This is a genomic window from Serratia sp. PF-27, assembly GCF_030053255.1.
Taxonomy (GTDB): domain Bacteria; phylum Pseudomonadota; class Gammaproteobacteria; order Enterobacterales; family Enterobacteriaceae; genus Serratia; species Serratia bockelmannii.
Genome location: NZ_JASGBT010000021.1, coordinates 211,442 through 234,535 on the forward strand (window position 1 = coordinate 211,442; position 23,094 = coordinate 234,535).

Genomic DNA, 23,094 nt, shown 5'->3' on the forward strand with positions numbered 1-23,094 from the left:
GGCGCCGTTCCCGCCTTCGCGAGCCTCCTCTCCATCAACGCCTTCTGTCGGCGTTGCCGTTTTAGACGGCGTCTTACTTTCGTCTCTCCATATACGCCCTCGCTGGGCAACCCATCATATTCTTGAAAAAAGTGGCGAAGGCGCTGTCGCTGGAAAACGCCAGCTGGCCGGCGACATCGGATTGGCTCATCCCTGCGGCCAGCATCTCTATCGCTTTGATCAGGCGCCATTGCTGACGCCATTGTTGATAACCGAGCCCGGTTTCACGGCGGAAAATCCGGCTGATGGTTTTCTCGGAAGCGCCGCTATAGCGCGATAGCTCGTGCAGCGGCGGAAGCATGTCCAGATTGGCCAGATGGCGCAGGCGCCGGTCGCTGGGCAGCGGCAGCAACGTCAGTTCGCGCGGTGCGGCGGCGATCTCGTCGAGGCAGACCGCCAGAATATTGGCGTGAGGCCCGTGCTGCCAGTCGGTGTCGAAGGCGGCGAACGCGATGCGTTCCAACACCTCGCGCAGCAGCGGCGAGGCTGTCAGTACGGCAAGCTGCGCAGGCAGACAGGCATAGCGATCGGCGTCGAGATAAAGCGAACGGTAACCGACGACGCCGTTGACCTGAACGCGGTGAGCCACCTGCGGCGGGATCCAGGCGACTCTGCCCGGCGGCAGCATGCAGATGCTTTGGTTGAGCGTGATGCGCATGCTGCCTTGCTGACAGAACAGCAACTGCCCCCTGTCATGCCAATGCGTGCCCGAGTCGTGCTGCGCCAGTTCGGCGGCGATCCCGAGTACCCCGTTGTCGAGCGTATCCGGATTAAAACTGTCCTGCGCCTGAAGCCACGCCATAGTATGTCCGATTTTGTAAATTTATTGTCTTTCATATTGTAATCGGTACCGGGGAGCTGATGCTACCTTGTGCAGCCTATTCTTGGCTACAGGATCTGTTATGCAACGTAAACTGACGCTGACGTTGGCGACGTCGATGATGATGTTTCCCCAGGTGGTGGAGACCATCTACAGCCCGGCATTGACGCACATTGCGCACGGTTTCCGGGTCAGTGCGGAGATGGCGGCGCAAACGCTCTCTTGTTACTTTTTCGCTTTTGCGCTCGGCGTGGTGGTATGGGGGCGGATGTGCGACGTCATCGGGCGGCGTCCTACCATTTTGGCCGGGCTGACGCTCTATCTGCTGGCTTCTATCATCGCGCTGTTCAGCGGCAGCTTCAGCGTGCTGCTGGCGGCGCGGGTGCTGGCCGCCTTTGGCGCGGCGGTCGGTTCGGTCGGGACGCAAACGGCGATTCGCGATCGCTTCGACGGTTATGAGTTGGCGCGGGTGTTCTCGGTGATGGGGATCGCCATGGCGATCAGTCCGGCGGTTGGCGTGTTGAGCGGCGCAGTGCTGACTTACTATTGGGGCTATCAGGGGGTGTTCGGCGGTTTGGCGCTGTTGGCGGCGCTGTTGTTGGGCTATGCCGGTTGGCAACTGCCGGAGACGCGTCCGCAACAGGTGGTGAAGAGTTCATTTTTCGGCACGCTGGGGCGGATGATCAAGGACGGGGATATTTGGCTCAGTGCGCTGTTGGTGGCGTTGTTCAATATTTGCATGTTCAGCTATTACCAACTGGCGCCATTCCACTTCTCAGCGTTGGGATTGCCGACGCAGTGGTTCGGTTATACCGGTTTGGTATTGGCGGTCGGAGTGGGTATCGGCGCGGCGATCAACAAGTTTTTGATCGGCAAACGCTGGCTGTTCCCCGCACTGTTGATGCTGGCCTGCGCGCTGTCGCTGACCGGCGGCCTGCTGGTATTGCTGCTGGAAGGGACCTTGTGGTTTGTTCTGCCGATGATGCTGGTGGTGATGGCGTACGGCATCGCCATTCCCAATATTCTGGCGCGCGCGCTGCGCCATTATAAAGACTGCATGGGCACTGCCGGCGCCATCCTTGGCCTGATGTATTACCTGATGCTCGGCGGTGGCCTGGTGCTGGCGGGGCTGTCGCTGCACCTGGGTGCCGTGCTGTCGCTCTGCAGTCTCTGCGTGCTGCTGTTGGCGTGGCGGGTGGCGCACAACGAGCGTCGTTTGGCGTTGCCTGCGCGTAGCTGAATGATAAACGGGGCGGACATTCTCGCCACCGCTGCCTTCCAATGATAGCCTGAGCGACAATTTGGTTTTGATAACGCAAACAGGAAGATGACATGTTGAAAACCGCAGGCTGGCTGCTGCCCGCCATCCTGGCGCTGGCGGGGTGTTCGTCATCCGGCCAAGGTCATGAGCAAACGCTTAGCCAGGCGCTGGCGGCCCTCGGCCAGGACAAGGCGCTGGTTGGGGCGTCGAGCGGCGTGATGGTGCGCGATGCCGAGAGCGGCACCGTGCTTTATCAGGCGCACGCGGAGCAGCGTTTGGCGCCGGCTTCCAACATGAAGATGTTCACTTCTCTGGCGGCGTTCGGCGTGCTGGGGGCGGATTACCGGTTTGAAACCCGGCTGCTGACCACCGGTGAACAGCGCGGCAACACCTTGCAGGGGGATCTCTATCTGCAGGGCAGCGGCGATCCGACGTTGCATCCTGACGATCTCGACACCTTCGCCGCCACGCTGGCGCAGCGCGGCGTTCGCCAGATTCATGGGCGGCTGATCCTGGACGCCAGCGCGTTCGATCAAACGCCATTCGGCGCCGGCTGGAGCTGGGACGATGAACCCTTTGCCTTCGCTGCACCGATCTCGGCGCTAAACTACGCCTTTACCCCCGGCGGCGATATCAACGTGGTGCGGGTGGATGTGCAACCGGGCGCCCGCGCCGGTGCGCCGGGGCGGGTGAGCTTCTATCCCGCCAATGACGCGGTGACGCTGGTCAACCGTACCAGCACCGGCGGCGACACCGCACTGACGTTCGAGCGCCAGCCGGGCAGTAATCGGGTTGTGGTCAGCGGCACCATCGCCGCGCAGGCGGAGGCCCGTTCGCGATTGATCACTGTCGATCAACCCACCCGCGTGGTTGGCGCCTTACTGCAAAATGCCCTGCGCGCGCACGGCATTACCCTGCACGGTAATGCTGAAGAGGGCGTGACGCCGGCCGGCGCACAGCTGCTGGCGCAAAAAACCTCGCCGCCGCTCTCCCGCCTGATCGTCACCTTCCTGAAAGTGTCCAATAACGGTTACGGTGAGGTACTGACCAAAGCGATGGGCCGCAAAACGCAGGGTAAGGGGGATTGGGCCGCCGGCCTGCAGGCGATCGGCCAGTTTGTGCAAAGCCAGGGCATCGCGGCCGGCGCGTACCGTCAGGTGGACGGTTCAGGGCTGTCGCGCATGAACCAGATCACGCCGCAACAGCTGACGACGCTGCTGTTGGCGGCCAGAAAACAGCCGTGGTTCGCCGACTGGTATCGCGCTTTGCCCGTCGCGGGCCAGCCGGGGTTGCTGGTGGGCGGCACGCTGCAGCACCGTATGGTAAAAAGCGCGGCGGCGGGGCGCGCCCACGCCAAGAGCGGCTCCATGACCGGGGTCTCATCGCTCAGCGGCTATGTCGATTCGGCGACCGGACGGCCGCTGGCGTTCGCCATTATCAGCAACAACTATCTGGTGCCCGGCGCGGAGGTGAAGGCGCTGGAGGACCGCCTGGTGGAGACGCTGGCAGCCTGTGACGCCACGGTGGTGTGCCGCTGAGTACGCGTCGTCAGTCGCGTTTGGCGATGTCGGCGAAGCTGCCGGCCAGCAGGCGGCACAGATCGGCGGCGGCCAGCTCGATGTCCAGCCCGCGTTTGCCGCCGGAAACGTAGATGGTGGCGAACGCTTGCGCCGGGCTGTCGATCACCGTCGGCAGCCGTTTTTTCTGCCCCAGCGGGCTGATGCCGCCCACCAGATACCCGGTGACGCGCTGCGCCAGCTGCGGATCGGCCATCTCGGCCTTTTTGGCACCGAGGGCGCGGGCAACCTTTTTCAGATCCAGCTGGGTGGCGACCGGCGTGACCGCCACCGCCAGGTGTTTGGCGTCGCCGTTCAGCGCCACCAGCAAGGTTTTGTAAACCCGATCGGCATCCAGCCCCAGCTTTCTCACCGCCTCATCGCCGAAGTTGGTTTCGTCGCTGTCGTGGTGATAAGGATGGAGGGTGAAGGCGACCTTTTGTTTCTCAAGCAGAACGACTGCGGGCGTCATGATGTGTTGTCCAAAATGTCCCCAGCGGGGAAGGGGTGATAACCAGCCTTAAAAATACAAAAATCCAACCTGCCCGGCAACCTGAGCGGCTGTTACATAAAGCGGGTTGCCAAGATATTCACCGGGTTGCTACCCTGTTTACTGTAACCGTTAACACGGTTGCTATGCGTATAACTAGAATACAAGAAATTCCTCTTTGACTGGCCAATAGCGATATTGGCCACTTTTTTACCCCTGTGGCTGCAGCATCGCCGGCAGGTTATCCTCGCCATACAGGTGCAATGCGCCAACCGCCACCACATAGTCCCCGGCCGGCAGCGCCTCCAGCTGACGCCGCCAGTCGCGATTGCGCTGATGCATCAGCACGTCGTACAGCCCAGCGCTGAAGGTGGCCGGCAGCGTGTCCAGCGTGCCTCGCGGTTTGGCGTCCAGCCACCAGCTCACCATGGTTTGCAGCAGCCGCGCGTTGGTATGCCAGTGTTCCAGCGTATCGCGCAGCAGTGCGATGCCGCCTTCCGGCAGCTGTTCCAGCATTGCCAACTGCTGCTGCGCCCCTTCAAGTTCGATCACCGGTTTGTCCTGCGCTCTGGCGGCCTGCAGCAGCTGATAATCTACGCCGTACTCTGCGCGCAGCCCCAGACGCTGAGCCTGCCGCGCCTGCATCATCAGCGCCACCTGCCAGCCGGGCAGGGTGGCGAAGGCGTGCGGATCGGCGCCCAGTTCGTGGCACAGCGCCAGCAGCTGTTGATACTCTTCGGCGGACAGGCGCTGTTCCAGCTCCGGCTGCTGTTCGGCGTGGTCGAAAGGGGAGGCGGCGCCGGTGATATCGGCTTCGACGATCAGCGCGTCGGCCTGTTGCAGCCGGGCGGCCAGCCGGGGCGGCAGCGGCGACATATCGACGGTGCCCATATGGATGCTGCCTACCAGATGCAGCCGACGTTCGCCCGGCAGGGTGATGTCCAGCGCCGGATAAGCGTAACTTTTGGGCGAGATCAGGCCGAGAAAGGCGGCGAGGCGGCGTAACAGTTGACCCATACGGCGTGGCTCCTGAATAACGGGTGCGCGTTTTCGCGTGCAAGGCGAGGGAAAATCGTCATTCATGCTAAACGCTATCTGCCGCGCAGGGAAGCCCGGAAAACAGCGGGGCGCCTTGACGGCGCCCCGGAGCTTACTTCCTGGGTTTAAAACGCAGCAGCCGGTTGGCGTTGCTGACTACGGTAATCGACGACAGCGCCATTGCGGCACCCGCCACCACCGGGCTGAGCAGTGTGCCGGTCAGCGGGTAGAGCACGCCGGCGGCGATTGGAATGCCCAGCGTATTATAGATAAAGGCGCCGAACAGGTTCTGCTTCATGTTGCGCAGCGTGGCCTTCGACAGCTCCACTGCATCCGCTACGCCATTCAGGCTGTGGCGCATCAAGGTGATGGCAGCGGTCTCGATGGCGATGTCGCTGCCGCCGCCCATCGCGATGCCCACGTCGGCCTGCGCCAGCGCCGGGGCGTCGTTGATGCCGTCGCCGACCATCGCCACGCGTTGGCCCTGCGCCTGCAGCTGTTTGATCGCCGCCGCTTTGCCGTCCGGCAGCACGCCGGCAATCACCCGATCGATACCGGCTTCTTTGGCGATGGCGTTGGCGGTCACCGGGTTGTCGCCGGTCAGCATCACCAGCTGATATCCCTGCTGGTGCAGGCGCTGCAGCGCCGCGATGCTGTCCTCGCGCAGCGGATCGCGAATGGCGAACAGCGCGGCCGGTTTACCGTCAACGGCCAGCAGCACCGGCGTCACGCCGCGTTCGGCCTGGGCGCGCATCGGCGCATCCAGTTCGGCGGTCGCGACCTGATGCTGTTCCAGCAGCGCGGCGTTACCCAGCAGCAACTGCGCGCCGTCGATCTCCCCGCTGACCCCGGCGCCGCGCAGGGTGCGGAACTGCGCCACCTGCGGCAGCGTTTGCCCGGCGGCGCGTTCCATGATGGCGCGCGCCAGCGGGTGGTTGGAGCCTTGTTCCAGCGCGGCGGCCCAGCCGATCGCCTGCTGCTCGCTGACCTGATTGAAGGTCAGGATCTCCACCACCTGCGGTTTCCCTTCGGTCAGGGTGCCGGTTTTGTCGAACACCAGGGTGTCCAACTGGCTGGCCTGTTGCAGGGCGTCGGCGTCGCGAACCAGCACGCCGAACTCCGCCGCGCGGCCGACGCCGGAGATGATCGACATCGGCGTTGCCAGGCCCAATGCGCACGGGCAGGCAATGATCAGCACCGTAGTGGCGATCACCAGCGTATAGACCAGCTGCGGCTGCGGGCCGAAGAAGTACCACATCGCTGCGCTGAACAGGGCGATCGCCACCACCGCCGGCACGAACACCGCCGAGACGCGGTCAGCCAACTGGCCAATCGCCGGTTTACTGCTCTGCGCCTGACGCACCAGTTTGATGATGCGCGCCAGCGTGGTTTGGCTACCGATGGCGGCGGCGCGGAACAGCACGCTGCCGTCGTCGACCACCGTCCCGGCATGCACCGTATCGCCGGGGCCTTTCTGCTGTGGCACCGCTTCGCCGGTCAGCATCGCTTCATCGAGCCAGACTTCGCCCTGCACGATTTCACCGTCGACCGGCACGCGATCGCCGGTGGTCAGCCGCAGCGTCATGCCGAGCTGCACCTCCGCCAGCGGGATATCGCGTTCGTCGTCGTCGGTCACCAGCCGCGCGGTGGGCGGTGTCAGATCCAGTAACCGCTCCAGCGCCTGTGAAGAACGCTGACGAGCGCGCTGCTCCAGCGCATGGCCGAGGTTGATCAAACCGATGATCATCGCGCTGGCCTCGTAATAGAGGTGGCGCGCTTCCATCGGGAAGAAATCGGGCCAAATGTTGACGGCGATCGAGTAAAGCCAGGCGGCGCCGGTGCCGAGTGCCACCAGGGTATCCATGGTGGCGCTGCCGTTCATCAGCGCGCGCCAGGCGTTGCGGTAGAAGTGCCCGCCGGCAAACACCATCACCGCCAGGGTGATGACGCCGACCAGCAGCCAGGGGCGCTGGGTTTCCGGCGTCAGCGTCATGCTGCCGCCGAACAGCCCCCAGGCCATCAGCGGGATACCCAACGCCAGCCCCAGTGCCGCCTGCCAGCTAAAGCGCTTCATGTTGGCGCGTGCGGTCTGCTGTTGGCGTTCGCGACGTTCTGTCTCGTCCTGAATCATCTCGGCACCGTAGCCGGCTTTTTCCACCGCCGCTACCAGTGCCTGCGCATCGGCGGCGCCGGTGACCAGCGCACTGCGCTCCGCCAGGTTGACGCGCGCGTGTTCAACGCCGGGGACGCTTTGCAGCGCATGCTGCACTTTATTGACACAGCTGGCGCAGGTCATGCCGCTGAGCAGCAGCTGTACGCTGTCGTCCGCGTTGTCGGTTGCCGGAAGGGGAGGCTGCGCCGCTGGCTGAACGTCCGGCAACGAAGGTGTTGCGTCAGTCAACGGCTCAGTTTTTGGGACGACGGCACCCGCCACGCTGGCGTGATAACCGGCATGTTCCACCGCGGCGATCAGCGCCTGCGGATCGGCATCGCCGTACACTTTCGCGCTGTCGATCTCGACCTCGGCGGCGAACACCCCCGGCACCGCTTCCAGCGCCTTGCGGGTGCTGCCGACGCAGTGCATGCAGCTCAGGCCGCTCAGCTGCAGCTCGGTGTCGGCGTGCGGCGCGACTTCGGCCTGATAGCCGGCGGCGATCACGCTGTCGATCAGCGCGTTGTCCGGTGCGTCGCCGGTCACTTTGGCGTAATGCACGTTAACTTCGGCTTTTTCGACATCGCTGCGGCTTTCCAGGGCTTTTTTCACCCGCTGCGCGCAGTTCATGCAGGACAGCCCCTGCAATGCCAGCATAGTGGTGTGTGACATGATTGAACTCCTTGCTTAAAGGGCGGTGTTGCAACGGTCACCGCAGGATCGACTTTTACTCAACGCAGAGCTTAAACCTTCCAGCAAGGTTAAGGTCAACAGACTTTTTTATCGATGATGAAAAAAGTGCGCCGTCGCCCTTTGCGGTTACCACCCGGCCCCCAAGGCTTTATAAAGACCGATCATGGCCTGAACATCGTTCAGTTGGTTAAGCGCGAGCGCATCCCGGGTTTGATAGGCGCTGCGTTGTGCGGTAAGCACGGGCAGATAGCCGCTGAGCCCCTGACGATAGAGCCGGGTGGCGCGAGTGAGTGCAACTCGGCTATCGCGTTCGGCGGCGGACAAGGCGGCGTGCCGCAACCGTTCGGTTCTCAGGCCGGACAACGCGTTTTCCACATCCCTGAAGGCCAAATGTACCTGCTGTTGGTAAATGAGGCGCTGCGCTTCGGCTTCTGCTCGCGCCTCCTGCACTGCAGCGTTGTTTTTTCCGCCGTTGTAAACGGACTGCTGGACGGAACCACTCAGCACCCAGGCGAAGCTTTGGGCGGAAAAGAGCTGATGCAGCAGGCTGGCGGTAGTATCCAGGCCCAACGGGATGGTGAATCTGGGAAAATCAGCAGCGATCGCAACGCCGATCCCGGCATTGGCGGCAGCTAGGCGACGTTCCGCCGCCCGGATATCCGGGCGCCGTCTTACCACCTCCGAAGGCAGCGAGAGCGGTAGCGCGGGCGGTACGGTGAGCGCTGCTTCTTGACGGTTCAACATGCCGCGCTGCGTTGCGGGAAAATCGCCGATCAGGACGCCGATAGCATGCATCAGGCGCTCGGCTTCGCCAGCGAATTCAGGCACTCTGGCCTGGTTGATTTCACGCTCCGCACGGGCCTGAGCGACTTCTGCCGCCGTGCCTAAACCGTGAGAATAGGCTTTGACCGCCAGCCTTTCCGCCGTCGTCAATGCCGCCAGGTTGTCCTGGGCGATCGACAGACGTTGTTGGGTGGTGCGCAGCGCCGCGTAGTCGTCGGCGAGTTCCGCCAGCAGGCTGACCAAAATGGCGCGCCCGTCATTTTCCACCGCCTGCACTTGGGCATCGGCGGCCTCCAGCGAGCGCCGCCGTCCGCCGAAGACGTCAATTTCCCAACTGGCTTCCAGGCCGAGCCGATAGGTTTTAGAACGCGCCGGTGTGGGGGCGTTATCCAATTTTGTCGACCATTGTGCCGTCGTGGTTTCTGCCCCGGCGTTGATTTCTGGTTCGAGCAAGCCGGCGGAACGTTCCCTTTCGGCGCGCGCCTGTAACAGCCGCTGGCGCGCTATCGCCAGATCCTGGTTATGCAGCAGCGCGCTGTCGACAAGCTGATTCAAGACGGGATCGTTGAACAGGCGCCACCAATGGGCCAATTCTTGTTCCTGCGCGTAATGGGTGCTTTCCGTTGTCGACCAGCCGGCGGGATGGGCGGGCGGTTCAGGCCGATAGTCGGGGCCAACGGCAGCGCAGCCGCCAAGTTGCAGGATAAGAAACGTGATGCCTGCCATTGTCAGATAGCGACAACTGTTTGATAAATGATTCATGTGCATCCTTTTACATCATGGCGTGCAGCCAATCGGTCAGGCGTCCGTGTGCCACGTTTTCCTGATCCGGGGGCGTAATATCGATGCTGGCGGTCATCCCCGCGGCGAGCAGAACGTTGGCGGGCAGGTCGTCGAGCGCGATGCGCACTGGGATGCGTTGAGCCAAGCGTATCCAACTGAAGGTTGGCGTGACGGTCGGTAAGCCGTTATCGCCCAGGTTGCCATTGTCGTCGGAAATGCCGCGTCCGATAGAGGCGACATGGCCCGCCAGCGGTTTGTCGCTGCCCATCAGACGGATGCTGGCCGGTGCACCGACGGTGATACGACGCAGCTTGGTCTCTTCGAAATAACCGGTAACCCGGAAACTGGTGGCATCGATCAAGGCTATGTTGGCCTGGCCGACGAGTGCATAGTCGCCTTGGCGCAAACGAAGGTGGGTGATGAAACCGTCCGCAGGCGCGCGCAACACGCTGCGCTCGAGGTTCAACTGGGCGATATGCAAGGCGGCCTGCGCCTTTTGCATGTCCGCCTGGGCGATGGCGACGCTGCGTCCGGCGCGGCGGATATCTTCCAGGGGCACGATCTCGTCGAGGCCCCGGCGCCGTTTCGCTTCTTCCTGGCGTTGGTGCAACGTTTCTTCGGCGGCGGCAAGTTGGGCGTTTGCCTGGGTTTCAGCCAGTTTGAAACGCTGCGGATCGATGCGGTACAGCACATCGCCGCGTTTGACGCGTTGGTTATCCTCGACGGCGACCTCCAGGACGGTGCCGGCCACTTCCGGCGCGATGCGCACAACATCCGCGCTGACCCGGCCATCGCGGGTCCAGGGGGCGATGACATAAGCCTTCCAAAGCGCGACCACCAGCGATAGCGCGGCGGCACAGGCGCCGAGCGTGAACAGAACTCTGAATAATTTATTGACGGGCAAGGACATGGCGAAACTCTTTGCATTAAACGTAAAGGATTAAGGCTGCCAACAGCATCAGCGAAACGGCGAATTCGAACAGGGCGGGATGCCATACCCACCGCAGCAATCCGCTGCGCGCCAGCAGCGCCCTGACGGTGATATAGATAGGGAGCGTGACGCAGGCATAGATGAAAAAAGGCGACACATAGGTTTCGGCGATGGCGAACTCACTCATGGAGGCGTTCCTGCGCGGGCAGCGCGTTGAAATAGTGGGCATGGCGCTGGATCAGCCAAAAAATATCGGCGAAGGCCGCCATGGTTTTTTGAATGTCTTGCCGCTGCTGCGGATAGCGTTCTGCCATGCCTGCGAGCTGGCGTGCGGTACGCCGGGCATGGCGTATTGTGCGGGAGGACGAACCTGCGGTGGCGGCAAGACGCACCATCCCCCGCTGGGCCACGGTGTGCGGCGTAGGGGGCAGTCGGCGAGAGGCGAGCGTTTTTTTGATCCGCAGTACTTCTCGCCCAACGTGGATCGCCGCCAGCGCGGGGGCGAGCTCCGCGGCTATCCGTTGCGGGCTGCTTTTGAGCATCGCGCCAAGCTGCGCTATTCGGTGCTGTTGGCGTTGTTGCCAGACGACGGCGTCCGGAGATTTGCCTCGCAGAAGCGCCAATGTTTCGTTGCGCACGCGATGGCGTAAACGCTCGATGTCTCTTTCCGGGTTGCGTGGCAGAAGCAGCTGAAAACTCAACACGGCGAAAGCGGTCGCTGCGATCCAGGCGACGCTGTAATTCAGAAAATCATGCAGGTTGTAATGCATGGGATTGTCGGCGGCGGCCAGCGTGTTGAATCCAACCAGATACGCCAGGCCCGCCAGCATATGCCGAGGTAGCGTGGTCGCGTAGATCCCAGGTAGCCAGAACAGCGCCAGCGTGATGACCAGCAACGGGAGGCCGTCAAGATGCGGGAGGATGCCGAATGCGCAGACAAACGCCGCCGGCACGGCGTACATAGTGCCTTTCAGAAACTGCCAGGCGCCGGCGGCCGGGTTGCCCATGGTAGCGACCAATGCGCAATAAGGCGCCAGGACGAGCAACATCATGTCGCCATAATTCCAGCCGCTTTCCAGCCAGAAAAAACCGGCCAGAACAAGGGTCAGCATGGCGCGAAAGCCGTTCTGCGCGGCGCTGGCTAACGGGCGGTGAAAATGTACCGTCCGTCTTTTTTTCAGCGGTGCGCGTGGGCGATCGATCGCTGACAGCCCGACCAACGCGGCCAGATAATCGTCCACCTGCTCCAGCTGTCGATCCGCGGCAATGAGCAATGCCGCCTCTTCCCGCATATTTGGCAAATTCAATGCGTCACGCTGTTCGATAAGATGCGCGCGGGCTGCCTGTAAAATGGTGACGGCGCGCCGTGCACCATCGGCGCCCTCCGCTAAAGCATCGCCGGCGCTGAGCCAGGCGGCCTGCAGCGGCGAACTCAACGCCTTCAGGGCTTCTGGAGGGCAGTCCTGCGGCGTTGGCCCGCCGGCCAGTGCGCTGAAAAGCGAAGACATGGCATCGCGAATCGCCGCTGCGCGTTGTGCAAGCTCTTTTGACTCGGCTTTGCCCAGAGCCAGCAGGTCGTCGATGCTGTAGATATCGCTCATGATGTGCACCCTGGCCGGCTCGGCGGCGGGCGTGCTGTCGCCGATGATCTTCGCCGTGTTCGCCGCCAGGCGAGCGTAGTGAGCGGCCAGTTTCTCGCGCATGCCGCGTGCGCTGAATAAAGAAACCACCAGGCCGAGGCAAACGACTCCGATAGCCACCGTTGAACCGCGACCAATGACGTGCTCAAAGGTCTTTTCCGGGTGCCCCATCGCGCCATAGGTCGCCAGCCCGACGGTATAGCCCGCGACGACGGCGCCAGAACCTTTGAAATGACGCAACAGCGTCATGGCAGCAACGCACAACCCCATCCAACAGCCAAAGGCGATGATGAAAAGCAGCGGCATTTGGCCGAATAACGACATCAGCAACAGCGCGGCCAGAATACCGATCAGCGTGCCGATCAGGCGCCAGCTGCCTTTGCCGATGACGGCTCCTTGCGTTGGATTGATCACCAATAGCACGGTGGAAGCCGCGGAATAAGGCATATCCAGTTCGAGCTGGTAGGCGACGGCCAGCGCCAGTCCCGCAGCGGCAATCGAACGGACGATATAGGCGCACCGTGGCGTAATGAAGTCCAGATGCGACAGCAGATTGATGAATGGCGCTCTTGTCTGGCGAAGGTGGGGGGCGGGCGGCATGCGAAACTTCCTCATCGACGGTGGCATAACGACGAGGGGAGTGTAAAAGTGGCCGCAAAAAGGCGGAAGTTGCCATATTGCACGCCAGACGTGCGTTAAACGCACGTCTGCGGGCGGTTATGTTATACGCGATTCTGTAAGTGTACGGATGGTGCGCCTCAGCCACTGGTGAGCCGGATCGTGCTGGTGGCGCGGATGCCAGGTCTGCGTGATAAGTATATCTGCCAGGGCTACCGGCAGTTTGAACGTGGCGATGTCAAGGCCGGCTTGCCGCGCGGCGTGAGCGAGCTGTTCCGGTAAGGACAGAATAAAGTCGGTCGCGTTCAGAGCCAGCAGGGCGCTGCTTGGCGTAGGGACCACCAACGCCACCTTTCTGGCTAACCCGTGCCGGGCCAACGCTTCATCCAGCGGGCCATGGTTTTTGCCGCGGCGCGATACGCCGATATGTCCCCAGCGGACAAGGCTCGCCGGCGTGATATCCTCCGCGAGAATCGGATGATTCGCGCCAACCACGCCGACCATGTGAGTGGAAAACAAGGGCTGAACGTGCATCTCTTTGCCGAACGGGCGCGATGCGCTGATGAAGTGGTCGATTCGTCCGGTGCGAAGCGCTTCGTTGTCGACATCGTTTTCTTCAGGGGTAAAGCACAGCGTCGCGCAAGGCATCTGCGTTTGCATGATGTCGAGCAGTTTGCCGGCATAGATGCCAATGAAAATGTCGTTGGCCCGGACGTTGAAACGCGCTTCCAGCCTGCGTAAATCGATATCGCCGCTTTTTGCCAGAACCGCGGTGGCTTGTTGCAGGGCATCTTTGAGCTGGTCGCGGATCTCGATGGCGCGCGGCGTTGGCACCAGTTCTCGCCCTGAAGGCACCAGGATCGGATCGCCGACGGTGTGTCGGATGCGTCCCAGCGCGCGGCTCATCGCCGGCGGGCTCAGATTCATGCGTCGCGCAGCGCCGACGACGCTACCTTCCTCCAGCAACGCTTCAAGGGCATACAACATGTTCAGGTCGGGGCGCATCGATATCAATACTCCGAATGAGAATCGCTCTTATTCCGAGAGTATGCGGAAAAAAAAATAAGTTTTATAGCCAATAACAGGCGGCCAAGTGGGATGAGAAGGGAAAACTACAGACGCCATTGACGAAAGCTTTCATTCGTTTACTTAATTTTCCGTATAGTGAGTTGGCCTGGAGACGGCAGGGCGAGTTCGTTAAAATTAAAGCGGCTTTCACTTGAGAGCGGTTTGGGAGGAGCAAATGAATATTAGCGATGTCGCGAAAAAAACCGGGTTAACCAGCAAGACGATTCGTTTTTACGAAGAGAAAGCGCTGATTACCGCCCCGATCCGCAGCGACAACGGTTACCGCCACTATTCCGCCAAGCATGTCGAAGAGCTGACGCTGCTGCGTCAGGCGCGGCAGGTGGGCTTCAACCTGGACGAGTGCCGCGAACTGGTGGCGTTGTTCAACGATCCGGCCCGCCACAGCGCCGACGTGAAGGCACGCACGCTGCAGAAGGTGGCGGAGATCGAAAAGCACATCAGCGAGCTGGGGAACATGCGCCAGCGCCTGCTGACGCTGGCGGAACAATGCCCGGGCGATGAGGGGGCGGAGTGCCCCATCATCAATAACCTGGCGGGGTGTTGTCGTTCTAATTAACGGCTGATGGCGCGGATCACCAGCGTGACCCCTTCCACCGCCACCACTTCCACCTCGGTGCCGGCGGGCAGATCTTCCGCCGCCTGCGCGCGCCAGCTGCTGTCGCCGATATTAATGCGCCCCATACCGTTGTGCATCGGCTCCGTCAGCGTGGCGCGGGTGCCGATCAGCTGGCGGTTGCGCTGGTTGAGCACCGGCGACCCGCCGGATGCGGCTGCCGGGCGCCGACGCAGCCAGTACCACCACAGGTAAGCGACGACGACGGTCAGGACGGCGAAGATCATGCCTTGCCATGCCCAGGAAAGCGGCGGCAGTAGCCAGATCAGGGCGCCGACCAACAGCGCCGCCACACCGCTCCACAGCAGGTAGCCGCCGGCGCCGAGCATTTCCGCCGCCAGCAACACGCCCCCGAGAGAGAGCCAGAACCACAGCGGATTCGCCGCGATCAGTTCGAGCATGATTATTTGCCTTTGCTTTCTTTCAGCAGTTCGGTAATGCCGCCGATCGAGCCGAGCAGGCTGCTGGCGTCCAGCGGCATCATCACCACTTTGCTGTTGTTGGAGGAACCGATCTTCTGCAGCGCGTCGGTGTATTTCTGCGCCACGAAGTAGTTCACCGCCTGAATGTTGCCGCTGGCGATGGCGTCGGATACCAGCTGGGTGGCGCGCGCCTCGGCCTCGGCGGCGCGTTCACGCGCTTCCGCCTGCAGGAATGCCGACTGGCGTTCTCCCTCGGCCTTCAGGATCTGCGATTGTTTCTCCCCCTCGGCGCGCAGAATGGCCGCCTGACGCACCCCCTCTGCCTCCAGGATGTCGGCACGCTTGGTGCGCTCGGCCTTCATCTGGGCGTTCATCGAGGCGATCAGTTCCGCCGGCGGCCGCACGTCGCGGATCTCGATACGGGTGATTTTCACCCCCCAAGGATTGGTCGCTTCATCGACGATGTGCAGCAGGCGGCTGTTGATGCTGTCGCGCTGCGACAGCATTTCGTCGAGCTCCATTGAGCCGAGCACGGTGCGGAAGTTGGTCATGGTCAGGTTGACGATCGCCTGTTCGAGGTTGCTGACCTCGTAGGCGGCGCGCGCCGGATCGACCACCTGGATGAAGCAGACCGCATCGATGGCGACGTTGGCGTTATCGCGGGAAATCACCTCTTGGGAAGGGATATCTAGCACCTGCTCCATCATGTTGATTTTGCGGCCGATGCGGTCCATGAACGGCACCACCAGGTTCAGCCCCGGCATCAGCGTTTTGGTGTAGCGGCCGAAGCGTTCTACCGTCCATTGGAACCCCTGCGGCACAATTTTGACGCCGGCGAACACCACAATCAGCGCGACGACGATCACGATGGGAATAAAAGTAAGCATGCAAACCTCCTGTCAGACATATGTAAACAGATATTACGTCAGCGCCGGAAAAATGCCTACTGATACCGCGACTTAATCCAGGGCGCTGACGCAACCCGCGAGCGGTGGATCCCGCGTCTGGAACAGAGTGTTGTCACGACAAGTGTGGCACAGCTGAAAAATAAGTATGCCTAAATGGCATGATTTCAATAATTTTTATTCATTTCATGCTGTTGCTCGCCTTGGCTAGAGTAAAAACACCCCCTGTATTTACCGTCAAAAAGTTGTCATTTTTATTTGCGACTATGCTTTTTGAAATGACATTTCGGCCAAGGATTGTTATGGATTCGCTCAGTGTTGATGAACTCGCCCAGAAGAAGGATCGTTGGTATCGCATTGTGGAGGAGATGTTGGCGGAAGCCGGCGTCGCCATCAACGGCCCGCGCGCCTGGGATATCCGGGTGCATAACCCGGCGCTGTTCAAACGCATTTTGCAGGAAGGCTCGCTCGGCTTCGGCGAAGGTTATATGGACGGCTGGTGGGAGTGCGAACGGCTGGATATGCTGTTCACCCGCATTTTGCAGGCCGGCGTCGATGAGCGGCTGCCGAAAAGCCTGAGCGACATCGCGCGCATCGCCTATGCCCGGCTGTTCAACCGCCAATCGCGCAAGCGTGCCTGGCAGGTGGGCAAAGAACACTACGACATCGGCAACGACCTGTTCCGGGCGATGCTCGACCCTTACTTGCAATACTCCTGCGGCTACTGGAAAGAGGCGCAGACGCTGGAGCAGGCGCAGCAGGCCAAGCTCAGGATGATCTGCGAAAAACTGCAGTTGAAACCGGGCATGACGCTGCTGGATATCGGCTGCGGCTGGGGCGGGCTGGCGCAGTTTGCAGCGCAAAACTACGGCGTCACGGTGCACGGCGTGACCATTTCGGCCGAGCAGCAGAAGCTGGCGCAGGCACGCTGCGCCGGGCTGGACGTCGAGATCTTGCTGCAGGACTACCGCGATCTGGATCGTCAGTTCGATCGCATTGTGTCGGTCGGCATGTTCGAGCACGTCGGGCCGAAAAACTACGACACCTATTTCAGCGTCGCGGCGCGCAACCTGAAGCCTGACGGCCTGTTTTTGCTGCACACCATCGGTTCCAATCAGACCGACCTTAACGTCGACGCCTGGATAGACAAATACATCTTCCCCAACGGTTGCCTGCCTTCGGTGCGGCATATTGCCGAGGCCAGCGAAGGGCGTTTCGTGATGGAGGATTGGCACAACTTTGGCGCCGATTACGATCGCACGCTGATGGCCTGGCTGGAGAACTTCAAACGGGCGTGGCCGGATCTGATGGGCGGTTATTCCGAGCGCTTCGAACGCATGTTCACCTATTACCTGAACGCCTGCGCCGGCGCATTCCGTTCGCGCAACATTCAGCTGTGGCAGGTGTTGTTCAGCCCGGCGGGCGTGGAGGGCGGGGTGCGGGTCTATCGCTAATCCCCGTCATATTTCAAGCTGGCTGCATGTTCGAGCCCTGGTCACTTAGTTATCTAAGTTCCCAGGGCTTCTCACGTTTGCCGCCTGGATGCAGCTTCAAGTGTGACGGATATCAGTACAGCAGAGAGTACAGCTGGCGGCGATATTTAGCGGCCAGCGCGTCGCCGGTGCCGAGCGCGGCCAGAATGTCCATCAGAGTTTTGCGCGCGCTGCCGTTGGCGGCGGCCAGATCTTTCTTCAGATGCCCCATCAGCAGTTCCAGCGCTTCTTCGTTACGCCCGACCTGATGCAGCTGCAGCGCCAGCTGCACCGCCAGTTCGACGTTGTCCGGCTGCTGCTGCACCTGTTGTTGCAGCTGCTGGATTTCCGGCGTGTCCGCCGCCTGCTTCAACAGTTCAATCTGCGCCACCAGCCCCTGATAGCGGGTATCGCGATCCTGCAGCGGGATGGTCGCCAGCACCGCTTCGGCATCTTCGCTGCGGCTGAGGGCGATCTGGGTTTCGGCCAACGTCAGACCGATGTCGCTGCGCTGCTGGCTGCTCTGCCAGGCGTCTTTCAGCAGCGGCAGCGCTTCGGCGGCGTTGCCGGCGGCCAGCAATTCTTGCGCCTGCGCCAGTTTCAGATCTTCTTCCTTCGGCAGGAAACGCTGCAGCAAGTCGCGGATCGCTTCTTCCGGCTGCGGGCCCTGGAAGCCATCGACCGGCTGACCGTCTTTAAACAGGTAGACCGTCGGAATCGAACGCAACCCGAATTGGGAGGCGATCATCTGTTCGGCGTCGCAGTCCACCTTGGCCAGAATGAACTGACCGGCGTATTCCGCCGCCAGCTTGTCCAGCACCGGCGTGAGCTGCAGGCAGTGTTGGCTGCGCTCGGACCAGAAGTAGAACAGCACCGGAATGGACATCGACTGTTCCAGCGTCTGGTGCAGGTTAGTTTCGTTAATATCAACAACAGCTTGAGCTAGCATCTTTTTTCTCTCTGATCGTGCGGAGCCATGGGGTGTAGATGGGGGCGCGCCGCCATTCTTCAACCCCGGCGGGCGAATTAAGCGTTGCTGCGCAGCAGCCAATCCAGACAGCGGCCCGGCAAAATGCGGCGCAGCACGCTCATGGCGTGCGCCAGCAGGGTCACCGGGTAGCGCAATTTGGCGCGCGGGCTTTCCAGCGCGTGGCGCAGTTTGGGCAGAATGGCCTCCGGCGGCAGCGTCAGGCGCTTGGCGATGCCGGGATTGTGCACCGGCTTGTCGCTCTGCGCCTGGTTGACGTTCTGGCTAAAGTGGGTGGAGATCGGCCCCGGTTCGATCAGGCTGACCTGAATGCCGCTGCCGTGCAGCTCCATGCGCAGCGCGTCCGACCAGGCTTCCAGCGCGAACTTGCTGGCGGCGTAGGCGCCGCGCCCGGCGCTGGAAACCAGGCCCATCACCGAACTGGTCTGAATAATGCGCCCTTCGCCGTGCGGCAACATCGCGGGCAACAACAGTTGGGTCAGTTGGTGGGTGCCGAACAGGTTGGTGGCGAACTGCCGCTCCAGCTGGCTGCGCGAAATGCGGCTGAGCGGGCCGTAAACGCCGAAACCGCCGTTATTGAACAGGCCGTACAGGCGGCCGTCGGTCAGCGCGATCACCTCGGCGGCGGCGCGCTCGACGCTGGCGCTGTCGTCCAGATCCAGCTCGATGCCTTCCAGCCCGAGCTGGCGCATGTTTTCCACGTCCTGCGGTTTGCGGCAGGCAGCCAGCACCCGGTAGCCGCGGTTGCGCAGATCCTGCGCCGCAATCAAGCCTATCCCGCTGGAACAGCCGGTTATCAATACCGCTTTTTGCATAACTTTACCTAGTGTACGACCCTAATTTAGTGAGACTCATGCTTTACTAGAGGCTCCAGGCGCTCCGCCATCCAGGTGGCGATAAACGGCTGGGCATCCCCATTGGGGTGCAATCCGTCATCCTGCATCCATTCCGGCTTCACCACCACCTGTTCCATATAGAACGGCAGCAGCGGAATGTTGAACTGTTTGGCCAGCGCCGGGTAGACGGCGCTGAACGCTTCAGTATAGCGGCGGCCGTAGTTCGGCGGGATGCGGATCTGCATCAGCAGCGGCTGCGCGCCGGCTTGCTGCACCAACGTGATGATTTGGCCGAGATCGCGCTGTACGTCCTGCGCCGGGAAGCCGCGCAGGCCGTCGTTGGCGCCCAGCTCGATCAGCACCCAGCGCGGCTGATGCTGTTTCAGCAGCGCGGGCAGACGCGCCAGCCCCTGCGCGGCGGTGTCGCCGCTGATGCTGGCGTTGACCAGCTGCGGCGCGCCCGACTTTTTCTGCCACTGTTCGGCCAACAGCGTCGGCCACGCCCGCTCGATCGGCAGGCGGTAGCCGGCGCTTAAACTGTCGCCCAAAATCAACAAGGTATCGGCGGCGGCAGCGCGTAAACTGAATAATCCCAACAGCAAAAGGAAGGGAAGATGCCAGCGGAAAACGTTCTTGAAGTTCATCATCTTAGTAAACACGTTGGTCAGGGTGAGCATCAGCTCACCATCCTTACCGGAGTCGAGCTGCTTGTCAAACCCGCGCAGACGATCGCTCTGATCGGCGAATCCGGATCGGGGAAATCGACCTTGCTGGGCATTTTGGCCGGGCTGGATGACGGCAGCGAAGGCGAGGTGCGCTTGCTCGGCGAGTCGCTGACCGCGCTGGACGAAGAGGGGCGCGCCGCGCTGCGCGCCAGGAATGTCGGCTTCGTGTTTCAGTCGTTCATGCTGGTGCCGACGCTGAACGCGCTGGAGAACGTGCAGCTGCCGGCGCTGTTGCGCGGCGAGAGCGACAGACAGAGCCGCGAGCAGGCGGTGCAACTGCTCGATCAGTTGGGGCTGGGGAAACGGCTCGATCACCTGCCGGCGCAGCTGTCCGGCGGCGAGCAGCAGCGCGTGGCGCTGGCGCGCGCCTTCAGCGGCCGACCGCGGGTGCTGTTCGCCGATGAACCGACCGGCAACCTCGATCGTCAGACCGGCGATCGCATCGCCGACCTGCTGTTTTCCCTCAACCGCGATTTTGACACTACCCTGATCCTGGTGACCCATGACGAAACCCTGGCGGCGCGCTGCCAGCGGCGGCTGCGGCTGCGTGAAGGCAAGCTGTGGGAGGAAGCATGATCTGGCGCTGGTTCTGGCGCGAATGGCGCTCGCCGTCGCTGCTGATCGTTTGGTTGGCGTTGACGCTCTCCGTGGCCTGCGTGCTGGCGCTGGGCAGCATCAGCGATCGCATGGACAAAGGGCTCAGCCAGCAGAGCCGTGACTTTATCGCCGGCGATCGGGTGTTGCGCAGCGCGCATCCGGTGCCGGAAGGCTGGCTGCTGGACGCGCAGCAACAGGGGCTGAAGGTGAGTCGTCAGCTGTCGTTCACCACCATGACCTATGCCGGCGATCGGCCGCAGCTGGCGGACGTGAAAGCCACCGATCTGGCCTATCCGCTGTACGGCAAGCTGGAAACGCGCCCGGCCAACATCCAGCCCGAACCGGGCAGCGTGCTGGTGGCGCCGCGTTTGCTGGCGCTGCTGAACGTGAAAGTGGGGGATTCGCTCGAGGTGGGCGACACCACGCTGCGCATCGCCGGTGAAATAATTCAGGAGCCGGACGCCGGTTTCAATCCGTTCCAGACCGCGCCGCGCATCATGATCAACCTGGCGGACGTCGATAAGACCGGCGCAGTGCAGCCGGGTAGCCGGCTGACCTACCGCTACATGTTCGCCGGCGCCGAGCCGGATATTCAGCGTTACGAAGCGCGGTTGACGCCGCAGTTGACGCCGGATCAGCGCTGGTTCGGGCTACAGGAGTCCGGCAGCGCGCTCGGCAAGTCGCTGCAGCGCTCCCAACAGTTCCTGCTGCTGTCGGCTCTGCTGACGCTGCTGTTGTCGATCGCTGCCGTGGCGGTGGCGATGAGCCACTATTGCCGCAGCCGCTACGATCTGATTGCGGTGCTGAAAACTCTTGGTGCCGGGCGCGGCGCGCTGCGTAAATTGATCGTCGGCCAGTGGCTGGCGGTGATGGCGCTGGCGGCGGTGTGCGGCGGGGCGATCGGGCTGGCGTTCGAAGCGCTGCTGATTCGCCTGCTGAAACCGGTGTTGCCGGCTGCATTGCCCGCCGCCGGCGCCTGGCCGTGGCTGTGGGCGCTCGGCGCGCTGGTGCTGATTTCGCTGCTGGTCGGGTTGCGGCCGTATCGCCAGCTGCTGGCTACCCAGCCGCTGCGGGTGCTGCGCCGCGATGTGGTGGCCAACGTCTGGCCGCTGCGCTACTTCCTGCCGGTGACGGTGGCGATCGTGGTGGCGCTGTTGGTGACGCTGATGGGGGCCAGCACGCTGCTGTGGGCGATCCTGGCGGGTATGGCGGTACTGGCGCTGCTGCTGGGCGGCATCGGCTGGGGCAGCCTGCTGCTGCTGCGCCGCATCACGCTCAAGAGCCTGGCGCTGCGGCTGGCGGTCAACCGCCTGCTGCATCAGCCGTGGGTGACCATCAGCCAGCTGGCGGCGTTCTCGCTGTCGTTCATGCTGCTGGCGCTGCTGTTGGTGCTGCGCGGCGATCTGCTCGAACGCTGGCAGCAACAGCTGCCGCCGGACAGCCCGAACTATTTCCTGCTCAACATGACCGAGGCGCAGGTGCCGCAGGTGAAAACCTTCCTGCAGCAGCACCAGATCAAACCGGAAACCTATTACCCGATCGTCCGGGTGCGCCTGACCGAGATAAACCAGCAGGTGGCGACCGAACGGGTGCATGAAGACGATCCGGGCGGCGAGGCGGTGAACCGTGAGCTGAACCTGACCTGGCTGGCCGAACTGCCGGATCACAATCCGTTGGTGGCGGGCAATTGGCCGCCGAAAAGCGGCGAAGTCTCGATGGATGAAGGTATCGCCGGGCGGCTGAAGATCACGCTGGGCGACACGCTGACCTTCAGCGGCGATACCCAGGCGTTCAGCGCCAAAGTCACCAGCCTGCGCCAGGTGGATTGGGAAAGCCTGAAGCCGAACTTTTACTTTATCTTCCCGCCGGGCGCGCTGGACGGCCAGCCGCAGACCTGGCTCACTAGCTTCCGCTACGACGGCGACGGCCAGATGCTGACCCAGCTCAACCGCCAGTTCCCAACGCTCAGCCTGCTGGACATCGGCGCGATCCTGAAACAGGTCGGCGGCGTGCTGCAACAGGTCAGCCGCGCGCTGGAGGTGATGGTGGTGCTGGTGGTGCTGTGCGGCGGCCTACTGCTGCTGGCACAGGTGCAGGTCGGCATGCGTCAGCGCCGCCAGGAGCTGGTGGTGTACCGCACGCTGGGGGCCGGCAAACGGCTGCTGCGCCGCACGCTGTGGTGCGAGTTCGCCCTGCTGGGGCTGGTGGCGGGCATCGCGGCGGCGGTAGGCGCCGAGGCGGCGCTGTGGCTGCTGCAGAGCCGGGTGTTTGACTTCCCGTGGACGCCGACGCCGGTGCTGTGGTGGGCGCTGCCGCTGGCCAGCGCGCTGCTGCTGTCGCTGTGCGGCGGCTGGCTGGGCGTGCGCCTGCTGCGCGGCCGGGCGCTGTTCCGCAGTTATGAGGGCTGATCTTGCTGTCGCAGGTCCGTTGCCGCCAAGCGTGGCCGGGCCTGCCGTTTTTCTTGGGCGCGTTACTGGTGCTATTCCTCTTCATGCCTACCTTGAGTGAAATCGATTACATTTATGTTGTGTCAATACGACTGCTTTTGATAATCGGTGCAACGGATATCAGGTCGGTTTCGCCTATTTTATGCATTAATTTATAGGGTTATGCATAAATTAAGCGACTTTATCCACCTTAAAA

The 23,094-nt window shown here is 62.3% G+C and carries 20 protein-coding genes; 6 read left to right on the forward strand and 14 right to left on the reverse strand.

Translation table 11 applies throughout. From position 1 onward, the window contains the following. Positions 1–73 precede the first annotated feature (73 nt). Positions 74–841, reverse strand: coding sequence for an AraC family transcriptional regulator (locus QMZ29_RS16060; protein ID WP_261425476.1), 768 nt, complete (start codon positions 839–841; stop codon positions 74–76). Positions 842–941: 100 nt separating this feature from the next. On the opposite strand from QMZ29_RS16060, the gene QMZ29_RS16065 reads away from it, so the two are divergent. Together QMZ29_RS16065 and dacB are read left to right on the forward strand one after the other, a co-directional pair. Next, positions 942–2,099: a multidrug effflux MFS transporter gene (locus QMZ29_RS16065; RefSeq protein ID WP_025301802.1), complete on the forward strand. Its 1,158-nt coding sequence runs from the start codon at positions 942–944 to the stop codon at positions 2,097–2,099. A 92-nt stretch (positions 2,100–2,191) separates the two neighbouring features. Next, a complete protein-coding gene (dacB, locus tag QMZ29_RS16070; protein ID WP_164063564.1) occupies positions 2,192–3,658 on the forward strand; it encodes a D-alanyl-D-alanine carboxypeptidase/D-alanyl-D-alanine endopeptidase in 1,467 nt (488 codons plus the stop codon). 10 nt (positions 3,659–3,668) lie between these two features. On the opposite strand, the gene ybaK is transcribed toward dacB, so the two are convergent. The 8 genes from ybaK to QMZ29_RS16110 form a co-directional block, all read right to left on the reverse strand. Next, positions 3,669–4,148 carry a Cys-tRNA(Pro)/Cys-tRNA(Cys) deacylase YbaK gene (ybaK, locus tag QMZ29_RS16075; RefSeq protein WP_004940240.1) on the reverse strand — a complete coding sequence of 160 codons (480 nt, stop codon included), beginning with the start codon at positions 4,146–4,148 and terminating at the stop codon, positions 3,669–3,671. Positions 4,149–4,376: 228 nt separating this feature from the next. Continuing rightward, a complete protein-coding gene (locus tag QMZ29_RS16080; RefSeq protein ID WP_025301805.1) occupies positions 4,377–5,183 on the reverse strand; it encodes a TraB/GumN family protein in 807 nt (268 codons plus the stop codon). A 133-nt stretch (positions 5,184–5,316) separates the two neighbouring features. Beyond that, positions 5,317–8,028: a copper-exporting P-type ATPase CopA gene (copA, locus tag QMZ29_RS16085; protein WP_261425475.1), complete on the reverse strand. Its 2,712-nt coding sequence runs from the start codon at positions 8,026–8,028 to the stop codon at positions 5,317–5,319. Positions 8,029–8,175: 147 nt separating this feature from the next. Then, positions 8,176–9,600, reverse strand: coding sequence for an efflux transporter outer membrane subunit (locus QMZ29_RS16090; RefSeq protein WP_283225784.1), 1,425 nt, complete (start codon positions 9,598–9,600; stop codon positions 8,176–8,178). Positions 9,601–9,604: 4 nt separating this feature from the next. Next, complete coding sequence (locus tag QMZ29_RS16095; RefSeq protein ID WP_154618021.1) at positions 9,605–10,525, reverse strand: efflux RND transporter periplasmic adaptor subunit; 921 nt, start codon at positions 10,523–10,525, stop codon at positions 9,605–9,607. A 16-nt stretch (positions 10,526–10,541) separates the two neighbouring features. Continuing rightward, positions 10,542–10,733, reverse strand: a complete 192-nt coding sequence (locus QMZ29_RS16100) for a DUF1656 domain-containing protein (protein ID WP_060432570.1) — start codon at positions 10,731–10,733, stop codon at positions 10,542–10,544. Then, entirely contained in the window at positions 10,726–12,786 is a 2,061-nt protein-coding gene (locus QMZ29_RS16105) for an FUSC family protein (protein ID WP_060432571.1), read from the reverse strand. The genes QMZ29_RS16100 and QMZ29_RS16105 overlap by 8 nt, the downstream gene beginning before the upstream one ends. A 117-nt stretch (positions 12,787–12,903) precedes the next feature. Next, the gene (locus QMZ29_RS16110; RefSeq protein WP_060432572.1) at positions 12,904–13,809 is read right to left on the reverse strand and encodes a LysR family transcriptional regulator; all 906 of its coding nucleotides are present in this window, start codon (positions 13,807–13,809) and stop codon (positions 12,904–12,906) included. A 238-nt stretch (positions 13,810–14,047) separates the two neighbouring features. Between QMZ29_RS16110 and cueR the strand changes: the two genes are divergently transcribed. Beyond that, entirely contained in the window at positions 14,048–14,449 is a 402-nt protein-coding gene (gene cueR / locus QMZ29_RS16115) for a Cu(I)-responsive transcriptional regulator (RefSeq protein WP_025301807.1), read from the forward strand. Here the strand turns inward: cueR and QMZ29_RS16120 are convergent. Together QMZ29_RS16120 and QMZ29_RS16125 are read right to left on the reverse strand one after the other, a co-directional pair. Continuing rightward, positions 14,446–14,907: an NfeD family protein gene (locus QMZ29_RS16120; RefSeq protein WP_025301808.1), complete on the reverse strand. Its 462-nt coding sequence runs from the start codon at positions 14,905–14,907 to the stop codon at positions 14,446–14,448. The genes cueR and QMZ29_RS16120 overlap by 4 nt on opposite strands. 2 nt (positions 14,908–14,909) lie before the next feature. Next, positions 14,910–15,815 (reverse strand): SPFH domain-containing protein, encoded by a 906-nt coding sequence (locus QMZ29_RS16125; protein ID WP_004940203.1) that lies wholly within the window; start codon positions 15,813–15,815, stop codon positions 14,910–14,912. A gap of 320 nt (positions 15,816–16,135) precedes the next feature. Here QMZ29_RS16125 and cfa point away from each other — a divergent pair, with 320 nt between their 5' ends. Continuing rightward, complete coding sequence (gene cfa / locus QMZ29_RS16130) at positions 16,136–17,287, forward strand: cyclopropane fatty acyl phospholipid synthase (protein WP_197780808.1); 1,152 nt, start codon at positions 16,136–16,138, stop codon at positions 17,285–17,287. A 112-nt stretch (positions 17,288–17,399) separates the two neighbouring features. On the opposite strand, the gene QMZ29_RS16135 is transcribed toward cfa, so the two are convergent. The 3 genes from QMZ29_RS16135 to tesA all read right to left on the reverse strand — a co-directional run bounded on the left by QMZ29_RS16135 (position 17,400) and on the right by tesA (position 19,773). Beyond that, positions 17,400–18,254 carry a co-chaperone YbbN gene (locus tag QMZ29_RS16135; protein ID WP_025301810.1) on the reverse strand — a complete coding sequence of 285 codons (855 nt, stop codon included), beginning with the start codon at positions 18,252–18,254 and terminating at the stop codon, positions 17,400–17,402. A 77-nt stretch (positions 18,255–18,331) separates the two neighbouring features. Beyond that, positions 18,332–19,108 carry an SDR family oxidoreductase gene (locus QMZ29_RS16140; RefSeq protein WP_004940195.1) on the reverse strand — a complete coding sequence of 259 codons (777 nt, stop codon included), beginning with the start codon at positions 19,106–19,108 and terminating at the stop codon, positions 18,332–18,334. Between the two features lie 26 nt (positions 19,109–19,134). Then, positions 19,135–19,773 carry a multifunctional acyl-CoA thioesterase I/protease I/lysophospholipase L1 gene (gene tesA, locus QMZ29_RS16145; protein WP_161800806.1) on the reverse strand — a complete coding sequence of 213 codons (639 nt, stop codon included), beginning with the start codon at positions 19,771–19,773 and terminating at the stop codon, positions 19,135–19,137. Here tesA and ybbA point away from each other — a divergent pair. Both ybbA and ybbP read left to right on the forward strand, forming a co-directional pair. Next, the gene (gene ybbA, locus QMZ29_RS16150) at positions 19,744–20,430 is read left to right on the forward strand and encodes a putative ABC transporter ATP-binding protein YbbA (RefSeq protein WP_025301812.1); all 687 of its coding nucleotides are present in this window, start codon (positions 19,744–19,746) and stop codon (positions 20,428–20,430) included. The genes tesA and ybbA overlap by 30 nt on opposite strands. Continuing rightward, on the forward strand, positions 20,427–22,859 hold the full coding sequence (gene ybbP, locus QMZ29_RS16155; RefSeq protein WP_025301813.1) for a putative ABC transporter permease subunit YbbP: 2,433 nt from the start codon (positions 20,427–20,429) through the stop codon (positions 22,857–22,859). Before ybbA ends, ybbP begins: the two co-directional genes overlap by 4 nt. The last annotated feature ends 235 nt before the right edge of the window (positions 22,860–23,094 follow it).